14 protein-coding genes are annotated in these 15,119 nt (G+C 63.6%); 9 read left to right on the plus strand and 5 right to left on the minus strand.

All coding sequences use genetic code 11. From position 1 onward, the window contains the following. The first annotated feature begins 116 nt into the window (after window positions 1-116). On the plus strand, window positions 117-986 hold the full coding sequence (gene galU, locus SCD90_RS11360) for a UTP--glucose-1-phosphate uridylyltransferase GalU (RefSeq protein WP_319844794.1): 870 nt from the start codon (window positions 117-119) through the stop codon (window positions 984-986). Here galU and SCD90_RS11365 read toward each other — a convergent pair whose 3' ends face one another. After that, window positions 987-2,363: an outer membrane beta-barrel protein gene (locus SCD90_RS11365; RefSeq protein ID WP_319844795.1), complete on the minus strand. Its 1,377-nt coding sequence runs from the start codon at window positions 2,361-2,363 to the stop codon at window positions 987-989. It abuts the gene before it with no gap. A 235-nt stretch (window positions 2,364-2,598) separates the two neighbouring features. On the opposite strand from SCD90_RS11365, the gene SCD90_RS11370 reads away from it, so the two are divergent. The 3 genes from SCD90_RS11370 (at window position 2,599) to SCD90_RS11380 (ending at window position 4,516) form a co-directional block, all read left to right on the plus strand. Beyond that, entirely contained in the window at window positions 2,599-3,549 is a 951-nt protein-coding gene (locus SCD90_RS11370; protein WP_319844796.1) for a KpsF/GutQ family sugar-phosphate isomerase, read from the plus strand. A 145-nt stretch (window positions 3,550-3,694) separates the two neighbouring features. Further along, entirely contained in the window at window positions 3,695-3,820 is a 126-nt protein-coding gene (gene ykgO / locus SCD90_RS11375) for a type B 50S ribosomal protein L36 (RefSeq protein ID WP_114957376.1), read from the plus strand. A 177-nt stretch (window positions 3,821-3,997) separates the two neighbouring features. Next, on the plus strand, window positions 3,998-4,516 hold the full coding sequence (locus SCD90_RS11380) for a tetratricopeptide repeat protein (protein ID WP_319844797.1): 519 nt from the start codon (window positions 3,998-4,000) through the stop codon (window positions 4,514-4,516). Window positions 4,517-4,534: 18 nt separating this feature from the next. Here SCD90_RS11380 and SCD90_RS11385 read toward each other — a convergent pair whose 3' ends face one another. Further along, window positions 4,535-5,071 carry a DUF1036 domain-containing protein gene (locus SCD90_RS11385; protein WP_319844798.1) on the minus strand — a complete coding sequence of 179 codons (537 nt, stop codon included), beginning with the start codon at window positions 5,069-5,071 and terminating at the stop codon, window positions 4,535-4,537. A gap of 125 nt (window positions 5,072-5,196) precedes the next feature. Beyond that, window positions 5,197-6,096 (minus strand): DMT family transporter, encoded by a 900-nt coding sequence (locus tag SCD90_RS11390; protein ID WP_319844799.1) that lies wholly within the window; start codon window positions 6,094-6,096, stop codon window positions 5,197-5,199. A gap of 61 nt (window positions 6,097-6,157) precedes the next feature. Here SCD90_RS11390 and SCD90_RS11395 point away from each other — a divergent pair, with 61 nt between their 5' ends. From SCD90_RS11395 to SCD90_RS11405, 3 genes are all read left to right on the plus strand, one after another. Further along, window positions 6,158-6,961, plus strand: a complete 804-nt coding sequence (locus SCD90_RS11395) for an N-formylglutamate amidohydrolase (RefSeq protein WP_319844800.1) — start codon at window positions 6,158-6,160, stop codon at window positions 6,959-6,961. A 14-nt stretch (window positions 6,962-6,975) separates the two neighbouring features. After that, complete coding sequence (locus SCD90_RS11400) at window positions 6,976-7,278, plus strand: DUF1244 domain-containing protein (protein WP_319844801.1); 303 nt, start codon at window positions 6,976-6,978, stop codon at window positions 7,276-7,278. 121 nt (window positions 7,279-7,399) lie between these two features. Next, a complete protein-coding gene (locus SCD90_RS11405) occupies window positions 7,400-7,645 on the plus strand; it encodes a DUF2312 domain-containing protein (protein ID WP_319844802.1) in 246 nt (81 codons plus the stop codon). A gap of 42 nt (window positions 7,646-7,687) precedes the next feature. Here SCD90_RS11405 and SCD90_RS11410 read toward each other — a convergent pair whose 3' ends face one another. Next, window positions 7,688-9,352, minus strand: coding sequence for a peptidoglycan L,D-endopeptidase MepK (locus SCD90_RS11410; RefSeq protein ID WP_319844803.1), 1,665 nt, complete (start codon window positions 9,350-9,352; stop codon window positions 7,688-7,690). Between the two features lie 187 nt (window positions 9,353-9,539). Next, window positions 9,540-11,189, minus strand: coding sequence for a L,D-transpeptidase family protein (locus SCD90_RS11415; protein WP_319844804.1), 1,650 nt, complete (start codon window positions 11,187-11,189; stop codon window positions 9,540-9,542). 479 nt (window positions 11,190-11,668) lie between these two features. Between SCD90_RS11415 and SCD90_RS11420 the strand changes: the two genes are divergently transcribed. Then, window positions 11,669-13,540 carry a M3 family oligoendopeptidase gene (locus tag SCD90_RS11420; protein ID WP_319844805.1) on the plus strand — a complete coding sequence of 624 codons (1,872 nt, stop codon included), beginning with the start codon at window positions 11,669-11,671 and terminating at the stop codon, window positions 13,538-13,540. 73 nt (window positions 13,541-13,613) lie between these two features. Next, complete coding sequence (locus SCD90_RS11425) at window positions 13,614-14,996, plus strand: ABC1 kinase family protein (protein WP_319844806.1); 1,383 nt, start codon at window positions 13,614-13,616, stop codon at window positions 14,994-14,996. Window positions 14,997-15,119: the final 123 nt, after the last annotated feature.

Consider the following 15,119-nt stretch of genomic DNA (forward strand, 5'->3'; position numbering starts at 1 on the left):
CCCCGCTGGCCCATAATCGCCTGAAACGATGAAGGCCGGCAGACGTTTGTTTAAATCAAGAGGTCACGATACAGCTCTAGATTGTGATCCGGGCCCCACACAGAGTTTATCCCCCGATGAGACGCATCCGCAAAGCAGTATTCCCCGTGGCCGGTCTCGGCACCCGCTTTCTTCCTGCCACCAAGGCCGTGCCGAAGGAGATGCTGACGGTCGTGGACCGGCCCGTGATCCAGCATGTCGTCGACGAGGCGCGCGCCGCTGGCATCGAGCATTTCATCTTCGTCACTGGCCGCAACAAGGGTGTGATCGAGGATCATTTCGACAAGCAGTACGAACTCGATGCGACGCTGGAGCGCCGTGGCAAGACCAAGGAACTTGCTGCGCTGCAGAAGGACCTCCCTGCCGCGGGCCAGACCAGCTTCACCCGTCAGCAGGAGCCGCTCGGCCTCGGCCATGCTGTGTGGTGCGCCCGTGAGATCGTTGGCGACGAACCTTTCGCGGTGCTGCTCCCGGACATGCTGCATCATGGTCCCAGCTGCCTCGCCGGAATGATCGAGGTTTACGAGCAGAGTGGCGGCAACGTCCTCGCCGTCAATGAGGTGCCCAAGGAACAGGTGCATCAGTACGGGATCGTCGGCGTGGGAGAGACGCACGGCCCCGGCTTCCGTATCACCTCCATGGTGGAGAAGCCCAAAGCCGAGGTCGCGCCTTCCAACTATTCGATTTCCGGCCGCTACATCCTTCAGCCCGAGATCTTCGGTTTGCTGGAGAAGCAGGGCGCCGGCGCAGGCGGCGAAATCCAGCTCACCGACTCCATGCTACGCCTCGCTGAGACGCAGGACTTCTTCGGCTATCGCTTCGACGGTCGGATCTTCGACACCGGTTCCAAGATCGGCTTCCTGACGGCCAATCTGGCCTACGGGCTCGAGCGCGAAGACCTTGCCGCAGACCTGATGGCGGAAGTTCGGGCCATCAGCGCCCGCTGATCAACGGCGGAGGCTGATACCAGCCTCCACCACATTCGCGGTGTAGTCCTCGCCCGGCAGGCTGGTCCTGTAATCCTGATGGGCGAGGCGACCCCGCACCGCCACCGTGCGGGTGAAGCGGTATTCGACGCCCAGTTCCGCGGTCGTCTCATCGATCCGGTAGTCGCTTCCGGCATAATCCGACCTCTGGAACACCAGGCTGCCGCTGAGCAGGAGGTTGCGCCTGAGCGCGTGATCGACGCGCGCCGAGGCCGAACGGGCAAGGGCGCCGGAAGAATCCGCGCGTGTCGTTTCGCTGATACCGCTGTCGACAGCAAGCGTGACCGTGGTCAGTGCGGTCGGACGCCAGACGAGCGAACCTTCAGTCACGAGCCCGTTGATGGAGTCGAGGGTGGGATCATCCGGGGTCTGCTGGCGATACCCGACCTTGCCTGTCATGGCAAAGACGACACTTGGCTCGAACCTGGCGCCGATAGCGATCTCATAGCCGTCGGAACTGCGGCGGAAGCCGAGATCGTCGAAGGTCTGGTCGTGCTCTCGCCGGTTAACCGCCACATCCAGGAAGGGCTCCAGCGCCGGAGACAGTTCGTACCCGGTCCTTAGCTTCAGTTCGAAGACGCTGACATTTCGATCTGTGTTGTCCACCACCTCGCCATTGTTCAGGACGGCTTCGCCATATTCCGAACGTTCCGCGAGGGCCTGCAAGGCGAGCGATGCGCGGTTGGGCTTGATGGTAAAGCCGGCCGTGCCGCCATAGCGAAGGATGTCGGGGCGACCGCTGACCCCTTCGGGCAGGTCGGGATCACCCGGACTTTCGCTCTCCTTCGTCAGCCGGAACGAAAGGTCGAGCCGCATGTCCCTGCGCACGTCGGCGCGTGCTTCGATTTCGCCCAGGAAGTCCGGGGCGTCCAGATCAGGAAACTCCCGGTAAGCGGTGTAGCCCGCTTGTATGGAGCCGCGAAGGGAATGGCGCAGCCATTCGGATTCGACGTCCAGCCGTCCCAGTGTGCGGGAGTAGGCCGAACCTTCGCCGCCGCGTTCCCGGCGAGGATTGCTGTCGACCCCGACGTTCTGGTCCAGGCGCGGCAGAAAAATGAAAGACCCGGCCTTCAGGCCGACCGGCGCATATGGATCGTCTTCGGATATGGCACGCCTGCGCGAGGCGGCGCTTTCACCGGGCGCTGCCAAAAGCTCGGAGGTAAGGCCGGGCAGGGGTGCCGCATCGCTCGGGCCCGGGTCAAACGCGGTGCTTTCAGCCAGCGGCTGCGAGGAGGACAGATCGGTTTCGGACAGGGATCGCGAGGCTGTCGGCTGCTCCCCGGGAAGCGGGAGCGCGCCACGAAGTTCTTGAGCACCGACATCTGTCGAGATCAGCAAGACCGGCAACACGGCGCAGACAAGCCCGCCGGTTCGCCAAGGGCTTACCGGACGCGGATGGCATGCTGCTCGCTCCGGGTTCCTCATGGTTAAGCATCATTGAACAAGCCTGGTTAACGCCTCGTTTCCCCGGGTGAACTTGTCGCAAGGACATAGGCAGGCCTAAGAAGAGCATGAACGAGAGGGTGCCCGCGTGCTGACGAGTGTTCCTAATGGGTTCCAGGTGTCCGACGCCGTGAGCTCTGCTGTCCGGACGGTCTCATGCGAGGCGAATGGACTGCAGACGCTGAAGGAAGCGCTGGACGGAGACCTCGGCCGGGCGTTCGAGGCTGCGGTGCTTGCCATAGCCAACGGTGCCCGGGTCATCGTCACCGGCATGGGCAAGAGCGGGCATATCGGGCGCAAGGTGGCGGCCACTTTTGCATCCACGGGCACGCCATCCTCCTTCGTCCACGCGGCCGAGGCGAGCCACGGCGACCTTGGCATGATCACGCCTCAGGATGTCGTCCTGGCGCTGTCCTGGTCGGGTGAAACGGCCGAGCTCAAAGACATGCTGCATCACACCCGCAGATTCCGTGTTCCGGTGGTGGCGATGACGTCCAATCCCGACAGTTCGCTGGCGCGCAACGCCGACATCGTCCTGGTGCTGCCGAGAACTGTGGAGGCTTGCCCCCACGGCCTTGCGCCTACGACCTCCACCACGATGCAGCTTGCACTCGGTGACGCCCTGGCCGTCGCGCTGCTCGAAAGCCGGGGTTTCAGCGCCTCGGATTTCCAGACCTTTCACCCCGGCGGGAAACTCGGCGCGAGCCTGACCCGTGTGCGGGATTTGATGCATGCGGGCGAAGCCATGCCGCTTGTTCCGGTCGGAACGGCCATGTCGGAAGCCATCCTTGCCATCAGCACCAAGAGCTTCGGCTGTGTCGGCGTGCTCGATGCCGATGGGGCGCTGGCAGGCATCGTCACCGATGGCGATCTGCGGCGGCACATGAGTTCGCGCCTGCTGGATCTGCCTATCGACGAGGTGATGACCCGCGCCCCCCGCACCATCGACCCGGAATCAATCGCGAGTGCGGCTCTCGAACTGATGAACTCGTCGAAGATCATGGCGCTGTTTGTCGTGGAGGATCGCCGCCCCCTTGGCATCCTGCATGTCCATGATCTATTGCGAGCCGGTGTTGCGTAGCGCCGGAGGCAGGTTCGGCATTGCAATCCCTGGGTCTTTGGCCTAGATACCGCGCCATATCCGATGCTTCGACATCACTGAGCGGGCCGCTTCGGCGGCCACGGTTATTTTCCGGCGCGAGCCGGCTATGGCAGGCTAGAGACCGATGAAGATCCGCAATTCCCTGAAGTCGCTGCGCGACCGCCATCGGGACAACCGCATCGTGCGCCGCAAGGGCCGCGTCTACATCATCAACAAGACGCAGAAGCGCTTCAAGGCGCGCCAGGGTTGATCCCTGCAGGGGCTCACGCCTCTGTTCTTTGACGTATGCAGCGTAGCGCTCTAGCCTGGGCGTATGTGGCTGCACCGCTTTTTCATCATCGTCTGCTTAGCCCCTCTCGCTCTCGCGTCAGGGGCTTTTGCGCAGGATTCTAAGAACCCGCCGCGCAACCGGGTGGGTGCGGCGGAGGTGCCGCGAATCGTTGCTCCCGTGACGGCGCGCGAACGGCAGGAGCGGCTTGATCGCCTCTTCGACCGCCTCGCCGCATCGGCCAGCGATGAAGATGCGCGCCGCTTCGAATCGGGCATCGAGGCACTGTGGAGCCAATCCGGCAGTGATACCGCGGATTTGTTGACGCAACGCGCGTTGGAGCTTGCCGCTTCCGAGGACTCAGCCGGTGCGTTGACGCTGTTGAGAGCGGCACTCGAGGCGAAGCCCGACTACGCCGAAGGCTGGAACAAGAGGGCGACCCTGTTCTTCCTGAAGGGCGATTACGGGCGAGCAATGCAGGACATCCGCGAAACCCTCCGCCACGAACCACGGCACTATGGCGCGTGGGCCGGCCTCGGTCGGATCCTCGAGCAGACCGGGGACGAACGTCGTGCCCTGGACGCCTATCGTCGCGCACTTGCGATCAACCCCCGGATCGACGGGCTTCGGGATCAGGTCACAAAGCTGGCCGAGAAGGTGCAGGGCCGCGAGATCTAGCGGCGCGTACTCTTCAGTTTATCGCTTGAGCGACAGCCCGGGTGATCCCGCCGCGGCGCTGCGTCCGGTCCCGGTCGACGTGGCGGCCTCTCCAGTCGTGCTGGCCGTCTCGTCGGTCAGCTGAACAGTCCAGCTACGCTGCTCGCCCGTGTCGATTTCGAAAAAGCCGGTGCGCGCGAAGCCCCTGGCAAGGCAATTGTCCGCACCGCGAATCGTGAATTCCTTCTCGCGCGTGCACATGAAGGCCGAGCCGCTCCACTCGCCGCCTTTGTCATAATCCATGGCATAGACGTAGTAGAAGCGCGCAACCAGCGGCCCCTTTAGCAGGGTCTCGCAGCTCGATGCGCCCACGTTCCACCAGCCTTCGGTGACCCAGGTGTCGCCGTCCTTGTAGCCGACTGCGATGCCGACACGGCCCGCGGTCGCATTGCAAAGGCGGAAATCCACGGCGAAAGCCGCTGGCGCATACAAAAGTGCGGAGATAAACGCCGTTAGCGCGATGCAAGCCGGCTTGCGCCAAACCGCCCGAGTACCTGAACCGTGGACCAACGCCATACGTGATCGGCTCGCGTAAGCCAGACAAGACAAACGTGTATCCTTTTCACGCGCGGCAAAGTCAACGTCTGCAGCGGCTCTCACCAAAGGACAACAGCGCGATAAAAGCGGCAGCAAGACGGCGGCTAACCCGCTGCGGACGAGGACGGGCGGGCGATCATTACGGCTGCGAGTATCAACACGCCGCCGGCGATCTGCAGGGTGGAGAGCATCTCGCCCAGAACGAGGACACCCAGGGCCGCAGCCGCGATCGCCTCGAGAAAGATCACGAGTGACGAGAACACCGCCGGCAGATGGCCCAGCGCATAGGCGAGAAGGCCTTGGCCGGCGGCATGGCTGACCAGAGCAAGTCCGACGAGGGCGCCCACACCAGTGCCGCTGGCGGGTATAAAAGTCGGCTCCAGCATGAACGCGATCGCACCCAGGATCAGCGCCGTCACGATTGATGCGACAAAAGTAATCCGGGCCGGCCCTTCTTCTTGCCGCGCCGCCCGCACGGCCAGAAAGTACCCGCCGAAAAAGATCGCGGTGGTGAGGCCGAAGATATCGCCGCTGATCCGGGACGGATCCACCTCCATGCTCTCGGCCACGAGCATGCTTCCGCCCAGTACGGCCAAGCCAAGTCCGCCCAAGGTCCGCCGCCCCACATGCTCGCTGCGCATCAGCCAGGCTGCGAGGACAACCCAGACCGGTGCCGTGGTGGCGAAGAAGGTGGCGTTGGCCACTGTGGTGTGGGTGACCGCGAGGTGCCAGAAGAAGAGGTCGCCTGCGAACAGCGCCCCCGCCAGCAATGCAGCCCGGCTCACGGGCCTGCTCTCGGTCTTCGGCCTGCCGCGCGCTTCCAGTCTGGCCCAGGCCCACAGCACCGGAAGCGCAAGCGACACCCTCCAGAAGGCGCTTGCGAAAGGGCCGACCTCCGCAAGACGCACCAGGATGGGTGATGCACCCATCGCGACGGCGCCGGCCACGAGCGCGGCCAGCGCAGCCGAGGATGCAGGAGATTTCTCGTGGGGCGGGAGAGACATGGCGCTTCCTATGGCAGGAGCGGCGCGCCGTCACTATGCTGCGCCTATGCCTGACGAGCCAATGCCTGAACCATACCGCGCCCCGGTCGAAATCGTGCCGGGCGCGTCCAGCGACGTTCTTCTGCTGTGCGATCATGCCACCAATGCCGTACCTGCCGAATTCGGGCATCTCGGGCTCCCGTTGGAACAGTTCCAACGGCACATCGCCTACGACATCGGAGCGGCAGCGGTTACGCGGGAGCTTGCGAGGCTGCTCGGTGCCACGGCGATTTTCTCAGGTTTTTCGCGCCTGCTCATCGATCCCAATCGCGGACCGGATGATCCCACTCTGGTGATGCGCCTCTCGGATGGTGCCGTGATCCCCGGCAATGCCCGCATCGGTGCCGAGGGCATTGCGCAACGCATTGCGCATTTCCACGCCCCGTATCACGAGGCCATAGCGCGTCATTTGGACATTATGGCTGCGGCGGATCAGGCGCCGGCGATCATTGCCGTACACAGCTTCACGCCCGTCTGGAAAACCGAACCACGACCCTGGCATGCCGCCGTGCTTTGGGACCGCGATCCTCGCCTGGCGTGCCCTCTGATCGACTCGCTGAGGCAGGACGGAAAATTCGAGATTGGCGACAACGAGCCTTATGACGGCGCACTCGAAAACGACACGCTGTACCGCCACGGCACGAAACGAGGGCTACCGCACGCCCTCATCGAGGTTCGGCAGGACCTGATCTCGGATGATTTCGGAGCAGGCGCGTGGGCCAATCGCCTTGCAACGGCTCTTGCGCCGCTGATCCGCCAACCTGACATCCACAAGATCGAGCAGTGGGGATCACGGGCCGATATGGATCCGCCGATCCGGCGCTGAACTGAGGAGCCGACATGACCGAGATCGATGCCAACACCATGACGGAGCTGGAAGCGGCAGCCTTCCGTCGTCTCGTTGCCCACCTGCGCGAGCGGCCCGAGGTCCAGAACATCGACATGATGAACCTGGCGGGCTTCTGCCGGAATTGTTTGTCAAACTGGATTAAGGACGCGGCCGAGGAGCGAGGCTTGGCGATGTCCAAGGATGACAGCCGTGAGATCGTCTACGGGATGAGCTACGAGGAATGGAAGTCGCGCCACCAGCCTGAAGCGACGCTGGAACAGCAGAAGGCATTCGACCTTCGGGGAAGTCATTGAGCTGGCCAGTAGTGCCCGCTTTCCACAGGTTGCGCGTTAAGAACGGTCCGGCGCTTGACGTGGCTTAGGGTAAACGTCTCAAAGACGCACCTGTTCATGCGTTTGCCCTGAGGTCATCGAAATGTCCGCTTCCGACGTCGCCAAGGATCAACTCCTCTCCATCATCGAGCGCATCGAGCGGCTTGAGGAAGAGAAGAAGGGGATCTCCGATGACATCAAGGAGGTCTATGCCGAAGCCAAGGGCAACGGCTTCGACACGAAGGTTCTGCGCAAGGTGATTTCGATCCGCAAGCAGGACGCGGCGGAGCGCGAGGAGCAGGACGCGATCCTGGAGCTCTATCTCAGCGCCCTGGGCATGCCGGCCTAGGCCGGCGCACCTCAGATTACATGATCATCAGACAGACGCGGTTCAGCCGCGCCTGTCCACATCCACTATCGTGGCCGCGCGGGGCGCGGTGGATGCAAACCTCTCCGTCCGCACCGGAACGATGGATGCTCCGGCAAAGGCATCGCTGCGGAGACCGGCCGTCGGATTGGCTCCGAACTTGACCGGGATGATGGCCTTCGGCGCTGCGATCAGACCTTCGACCGCCGCGGGCTGCGGGGCAGCCAACTGCACCGCACCATCACGAACGGCCCGCTCACGCGAGACCGCAACGACGGCGATGTCTTCAGCTGCTTCCACCTTGGCAGTGCGCTCAACCGGCGCCAGGGCAGCAGTTGCGACGGGTGTTGCCGCCGGTGCCGACGCACGACCCTCCGTCTGAACGCCCGCCATCCGGCGCACAGCGCTTGCGATTAAGCGTGATGCGGCTTCGGTGCTGCTGAGGCCGAGAGACGCCGTGACAGGAGCCTGCGGCCGGATCTCAGGCACTGGCGGCGCAACGGGTGTGACCGAGGCCAGCACTGTCGCAGGCGCGCTAGCGACCGGGACCTGCGGGCGCGGCATCGGCAGGGCCGGTGCCGGTGTAGTCGTCGTGCTCGCACTGGCAGCCGCAGCCATCTCGCGAACGGCTTCGGCACGCGCGGCGTTCGCATCAGGACCACGCGACCACGCCATCTGCGGAGCAGCTGCAGCGGCAGGCTCGGATGCATAGCCAAGGCTCGGGCGGGCCTGCGGCACCGGGATGGCCTGTGCAATCGCAACAGCGGCAGCGCGCGGTTCAGGCTGCTGCTGCGTCGGTTGGGCTGGCGTTGTCTGCGGCTTTGCTGCTGCCACGGCCCGTTCGGGCTGCTTTACAGCCACTGGCGCGGCTGGAGCCGTATCTTCTTCGTCGTCATTGCCGAGCAGGCGGCTGATCAGATTGCCACCCGTGCTACCCGCCGAAGCCATCATGATGGGCTGCTGGGACGGAGCAGGCTGCCCCTTGACGGCAGAGCCACTGCGGCGCGCGTCAGCCAAAGCCGTTTCGTAATTCTTCATCGGCTTGCCGTCGCTCGGGATGTGGACGGTGCGGCCATCGGGGAACACGCGCGCCAGTTCCTGGCGAGACATGCGCGGCCAATGCCGAACCGTGCCCACGTCGAGATGGACGAACGGCAGGCCCGAGGTGGGATAGAAGCCGACGCCGCCACGCTGCAGGCGAAGACCCGCTTCGCGGATCTTGCTCATCGGGATGCCGCCGACATGAATGTCCATGGCTTTGCCGAGGGTATGCTGGCTGTGCTTGGCCACGCCTGAGCTGCGGGAGCGCAGGCCCTCATTGGTCTCAGGCGAGCGGTAGGACGAGATGATCTGAACGTCGCTCCGGGCGCCTGCGTCCTTATAGACCTCCCACACCACGTCGAAGAGGCGGGGGTCCATATTCGTCTGCTTCTGGTTGCGCCAGTCGCGAAGGAAATAGTTCAGCTGCTTAAGGGCAGCGGGGTCGTAGCGGCCGTTCTTCTTGAACGTGACCGTCAGACGTTCCTTGGAATGTGTGTGGTAGAAGCTCAGCGTCCGCGTATCGCCGTTGGCGACCGCAGTCTGCGTACCCTCGACGCCTGCAGCGACAACGATGCCGGCGATGGCGAGGCTGCTGCCGAGCTTGCGCACCCGGCGGACGAATCGATAAGCGGCTGAAGGCGTCTGCACCAGAGCTTTATCCCGGCCTAAGCCTCGTTGGAGGCGATATCAGGTGACGTATCGTCTATGAGGATGGTTAACACCGCCTTAGCAGTGTCAGCCGCCTCGATCCGCACCTCCCGATGTCGGCCCCAAACATGGCAAAAAAGGGGACCGATCACAAGAAATGTGATCGGAAATCCTCAGCCAAGATATTTTAGCGTCCGCGAACGGAGGCCTGAGCCTGGCCGTTCAGGCCCATCAGCGCGGCCATGCGGCGATCATGCCCATAGATATCGGCGCGCTTCACCAATCGTCCGTCTGCCGCCAGTTCGGCCGTGAAGTAGACGATGTGGATCGGCACATTGTGGGCCAGGTTGATGCGGCGCTCGCCCTTCTGGCCGATGAGCTTCTTCATCTTGTCAGCGTTCCAGTTCGATCCTTCCAGCAGCACGTCGGCAAGGGCGAAAGGATCCTGCACGCGGACGCAGCCGTGCGAGTAGGCGCGCTGGGCGTTGGCGAACAGGCCGCGGCTTGGGGTGTCGTGCAGGTATACCGCATGCTTGTTCGGGAACATGAACTTGATGTGCCCCAGCGCGTTCCGCTCGCCCGGAGGCTGGCGAATGCGGATGCGGTTCATGTTGACGCGCGACCAGTCCACCGAGGTGGAGTCGATAACGACAGGCTTACGGCCGCTGGTGTCGAGCACTTCCATCCCCTGACGCGCAAGGTAGGTCGGATCCCGCAGAAGGTTCGGCAGCATCTCCTTAGTGGCAATGGAGGAGGGGACGTTCCATGCCGGATTGACGATGATGAACTGCATCTGGTGAGAGAAGATCGGCGTCTGGTGGATAGGCTTGCCGACGATGACCCGCGTCTCATGCACCACCGCATTCTCTCGGGTGATGCGCGCCATGTATTCAGGCACGTTCACCATGACATGCGTGCTGCCGAGGTCCCGCGGCAGCCAACGCCAGCGCTCCATGTTGACGAGCACCAGCTTGATCTCGTCCTCAGGGCTCGATGCCTCTCCGTTGAGAAGGGCGAGTGAGCGCGCGCCCAGGAGGCCGTCCTGCCGGAGCCCGGCACCCTTCTGGAAGGCCTTCACCGCGTCGACGAGAGCCGGATCGTAGACCGTGTCTCCCGCTGCCGGCAGGGCGAACTTCGCCCGCAGCAGCGGAACGCGCTCGTCCGACATTCCGGGCTTCAGCACAGGGCCGGGAGGAATGGGAGCCGGACCGGTGTCGGCATCTTGCTGGTCGCGACGTAGCTCGACCAGGCGCGCCTTCAGCGCCGCAAAACCCGGGTGAGGGGGATTGTAGGCTGCCAGCCGTGCGGCTGGATCGGCATCTGCGGCAAGCGCCGCGAGGATGTCACGTCCAGGAGTGCGGGAGATCTCCGGTGTTACCAACGGGCTGACACGGGCCGGATCGATCCGCCCGCCCTCCGCCTCGCGGGCGTAGGCGATCGCCGCCCGCGACAACGCGACCTCGGCAGCGGTCTCAGCTTCCAGCGAAGTGTCGGTGCCGCCGGGGTCCGGAAGGACGAAGCTGCTGGCCTGCAAGCCATCTTCATCGGCTCGGGAAATCCGCGCTACGATGTCCGCAGCCTTCGAACTCAACTTGCCGTTTTCGATCCACAGCGGCTTGTTGCCGCGTTCGACGTAGAAGGCGGCAAGTTCAGCATCCTCCCGTTGCGTGGAGAGGCGCCCGGCAAGAACAGTTTCGAAGGTGGGGACGGGCGCGGCAGGCGTTTCAACGCCCTGCGTGATCTGCGCAGGGGCGGGGGCCGCGGGCTCGGTCGGCGCGGCGAGTTGAGGTTGTCCCTCTGCTGCAGGCTCGTTGGCTGCCTGTGGAGGAAGAGGCAAGGATGCTCCAGCGGCGCCTTGGCCTTCAGGAGCGGAAACGACCGCATCGGCCGGAACGGAAGCGTCCGGAGAGATCGGCGTCGATTGCGCTGGCTGAGGCGGAGCCTGCATCAGGACCGGTTCAGCGGGAGCCGTTCCGTCCTGGGCCATGGTTGCGACGGGCGCGGCCGAACACAGTAGCGCAGTGACGAGGCATGCGAGCGTGCGGGACCTGCGCATCTGAGTTCTCCAAACAACCTTGATCATGTAGTCCCGCCACCACCCCTTTGGGCAGAGGGTCGGCGTGCGAAAGCGCACGATGGGCGCGTCTTCCGTGAAGTCGTGTCCACTACGCCACAAGAAATGGCGACGAACCCGCCCCAGATGGCACAGCGCCCACTGCGGAATCGCGGCACCTGCATGGTGGAACCGCTTGGTAAACAGATACTTACCGGAACCTCTGGTCACGGGAGGTTGATCATCGCGGACGACGACGCGATATGGTGTGCAACCACACCGATCCCCCGAGGTTTGCCGTGAACCTGCCCTCCGCACTTTTCGATGCCGCCGAACCCGCGATTGCCGATCCCAAGCTTGGATCATTGCCGGAGTGGAACCTGGCGGACCTCTACACTGCCATGGATGCGCCTGAACTTGTTGCCGATCTGGCGCGCGCGGCGGACGATTCGCGTTCTTTCGAGGGAAGGTACAAAGGGCGGCTCAGCGAACTCGCAGCCAATGGCGGGCAGGCGCTGCTTGAGGCGGTGCGGGCCTACGAGGCTATCGACGACCTGATGGGGCGCCTCGGCTCCTATGCAGGCCTTGTCTATGCCGGCAACACCAATGATCCGGCTCGCGCGAAGTTCTACGGCGATGTCTCCGAGAAGCTGACGGACGCCTCGGCCCACCTCATCTTCTTCACACTGGAACTGAACGGGATCGACGATGCCGTTCTCGACGCAGCGCTTTCCGACGGGGACATCGCACGCTACCGCCCCTTCTTCGAAGATGTGCGCAAAGAACGCCCGCACCAGTTGGAGCCGCAGGTCGAGCAACTGTTCCACGAGAATTATACGACCGGCCGCGGCGCCTGGAACCGCCTCTTCGACGAGACCATCGCCGGTTTAGAGTTCGATGTGCGGGGCGAGAAGCTCCCACTGGAGCGCACGCTGAACCTGATGCAGGAAACCGACGAGACGCTCCGCAAGGACGCCTCGGAAGCCCTTGCGGCAGTGTTCAAGCAAAATCTTCGTACCTTCACGCTCATCACCAACACGCTTGCGAAGGACAAGGAGATCTCCGACCGCTGGCGCAAGTTCGAGGACATCGCGGATTCGCGGCATCTCGCAAATCGTGTCGAGCGCGAAGTGGTCGAAGCGCTCGTGCAGGCCGTACAGGACGCGTATCCGCGCCTGTCGCACCGTTACTACAAGCTGAAGGCCAAATGGTTCGGCAAAGAGGTGCTGGAGCACTGGGACCGGAACGCGCCGCTGCCCAGCGTGGAGCAGCGCACCATTTCCTGGGAGGAAGCGCGCGGAACGGTGCTCTCAGCCTATGGCGAGTTCGCGCCGAAGATGGCGGATATCGCGCAGAAGTTCTTTGACAAGAACTGGATCGATGCTCCCGCCCGTCCCGGGAAGGCGCCCGGCGCGTTCGCGCACCCCACGACACCCTCGGCGCACCCTTATGTGCTGGTGAACTACCTCGGCAAGCCGCGTGACGTGATGACGCTGGCGCATGAACTCGGCCATGGGGTGCATCAGGTGTTGGCGGCTCACAACGGCCCACTGATGGCGCCGACGCCCCTTACCCTCGCAGAGACCGCCTCGGTGTTCGGGGAGATGCTGACCTTCCGCAAGATCCTGGAAGGCACCACCGACCCGGTGCATAAGAAGGCGCTGCTGGCCTCCAAGGTGGAGGACATGCTGAACACCGTGGTTCGGCAGATCGCGTTCTACACCTTCGAGCGTCGCGTCCACACCGCGCGGCGGGAGGAGGGCGAACTCACCAGCGATCGCCTCAACGAAATCTGGATGAGCGTGCAGGGCGAGAGCCTTGGGCCCGCGATCCGGTTCAACCCCGGCTACGAAGTGTTCTGGACCTATATCGGCCACTTCATCCACTCGCCGTTCTATGTCTACGCTTATGCCTTCGGTGACTGCCTCGTGAACTCGCTCTATGCGGTCTACGAGAACGCGCATGACGGGTTCGCCGACCGATATTTCGAACTCCTGGCTGCCGGCGGCACCAAGCATCATTCGGAGCTGTTGGCGCCTTTCGGCCTCGATGCTCGGGATCCGGCTTTCTGGCAGACCGGCCTCGGGCTGATCGAGCGGATGATCAGCGACCTTGAGGAACTCGAACAGGCCTGAGCCGCCGGGGAGGGCGGTCTGCTGGTTGTTCCCGTGACGCGGCGTCCTATCTGACCTGCAGCACGGGAACCCAATGACAGACAACAGCGATCTCGAACGAAACAGGCTCAGCAGTCGCCTGTCCCGCTACGCCCGCGTGGGCACCAATATCGGCGGCGTTGCCGCAAGGATGGCGGGGGCGCGCGTGCTGGGGCAATCCCGAGCCGCAGGTGGCGCGGCCGATCTTGCGGCAGCTCTGGGTGGGCTGAAGGGCCCGCTGATGAAAGTGGCCCAGTTGCTGGCCACCATCCCCGACGCTGTTCCGCCTGAGTACGCGGCGGAACTGATGAAGCTTCAGAGCGAAGCGCCGCCCATGGGTGCGGCATTCGTGCGGCGCCGCATGATGTCTGAACTGGGTGCCGACTGGCGGGACAAGTTCGCGGAGTTTGATCTCAACCCAAGCGCTGCCGCCTCATTGGGGCAGGTGCATCAAGCCGTTGCTCACGATGGAATGCGGCTGGCGTGCAAGCTGCAATACCCGGAGATGGCGTCGGCCGTCGAAGCCGATCTGGCACAGCTTCGCATGCTGCTGGGCCTGCACCGCCGCATGGATCAGGCAATCGACACCAGTGAGATCGCGCAGGAGATCGGCGACCGCGTTCGCGAAGAGCTGGACTATCGCCGCGAAGCAAAACACGCCGCGCTTTATGCTCACATGCTCGCGGATGTCGATGAGGTCAGCGTGCCCTCCGTTCGACCGGAGCTATCCACGGGCCGCCTGCTGACGCTGCAATGGCTGGATGGTCGGCGCCTGATGGATTTCCGCGGCGGCACCCAGGAGGAGCGCAACGGCCTCGCCACAGCCATCTTCAAAGCTTGGTGGCATCCCTTCGCGCATTTCGGCGTCATCCATGGCGACCCGCATTTCGGCAACTACACGGTTCGTGAGAGCGACGGAGCACCGTCCGGAATCAATCTTCTGGATTACGGCTGCATACGCATCTTCCCGCCACGCTTTGTAGGCGGCGTCGTCGATCTCTACCACGGTCTCCGTACGGGAGATGGTGCGCGTGTCGTGCATGCGTACGAGACCTGGGGATTCCGGAACCTGTCGAAGGAACTGGTGGATATCCTCAATGTCTGGGCCGGGTTCATCTATGGTCCGCTGCTGACCGACAAGGTGCAGGCTATCGCCGGCGAGGGCGTCTCTCCGACAGAGTTCGGTCGCAAGCAGGCGTTCCACGTTCACCGGGCCCTGAAGGAGAAGGGGCCGGTTACAGTCCCGCGGGAGTTCGTGTTCATGGATCGAGCCGCCATAGGTCTCGGCGGCGCGTTTCTTCACCTGAAGGCCGAGCTGAATTTCTACCGGCTTTTCAATGAGGAGATCGCCGGGTTTTCCCCAGAAGGCGTGGAAGAGCGGCAGAAGTCCGCCCTGCGTGCAGTAAATCTCTTGGAGGGATCGCCAGCTTCGGCATAATGTATGCCAGGCGATGGGGCTTCTCTCCGGAGCCTGCGGCATATGGCGATTCTGTGGCGCGGAACGTTGCCGAAAGCACGTCTTTCGGCTAAAGGCGCAAGCGCAAATCGATCCGCACAGGAG

The sequence above is a fragment of the Terrihabitans rhizophilus genome, assembly GCF_033898525.1.
GTDB classification, from domain to species: Bacteria; Pseudomonadota; Alphaproteobacteria; order Rhizobiales; family Methylopilaceae; genus Flaviflagellibacter; species Flaviflagellibacter rhizophilus.

Coding starts and splice junctions, on each gene's coding strand:
- galU (WP_319844794.1), top strand. CDS start 117: ATGAGACGCATCCGCAAAGCAGTATTCCCCGTGGCCGGTCTCGGCACC.
- ykgO (WP_114957376.1), top strand. CDS start 3,695: ATGAAGATCCGCAATTCCCTGAAGTCGCTGCGCGACCGCCATCGGGAC.
- SCD90_RS11385 (WP_319844798.1), bottom strand. CDS start 5,071: ATGGCGTTGGTCCACGGTTCAGGTACTCGGGCGGTTTGGCGCAAGCCG.
- SCD90_RS11390 (WP_319844799.1), bottom strand. CDS start 6,096: ATGTCTCTCCCGCCCCACGAGAAATCTCCTGCATCCTCGGCTGCGCTG.
- SCD90_RS11395 (WP_319844800.1), top strand. CDS start 6,158: ATGCCTGAACCATACCGCGCCCCGGTCGAAATCGTGCCGGGCGCGTCC.
- SCD90_RS11400 (WP_319844801.1), top strand. CDS start 6,976: ATGACCGAGATCGATGCCAACACCATGACGGAGCTGGAAGCGGCAGCC.
- SCD90_RS11405 (WP_319844802.1), top strand. CDS start 7,400: ATGTCCGCTTCCGACGTCGCCAAGGATCAACTCCTCTCCATCATCGAG.
- SCD90_RS11420 (WP_319844805.1), top strand. CDS start 11,669: ATGGTGTGCAACCACACCGATCCCCCGAGGTTTGCCGTGAACCTGCCC.
- SCD90_RS11425 (WP_319844806.1), top strand. CDS start 13,614: ATGACAGACAACAGCGATCTCGAACGAAACAGGCTCAGCAGTCGCCTG.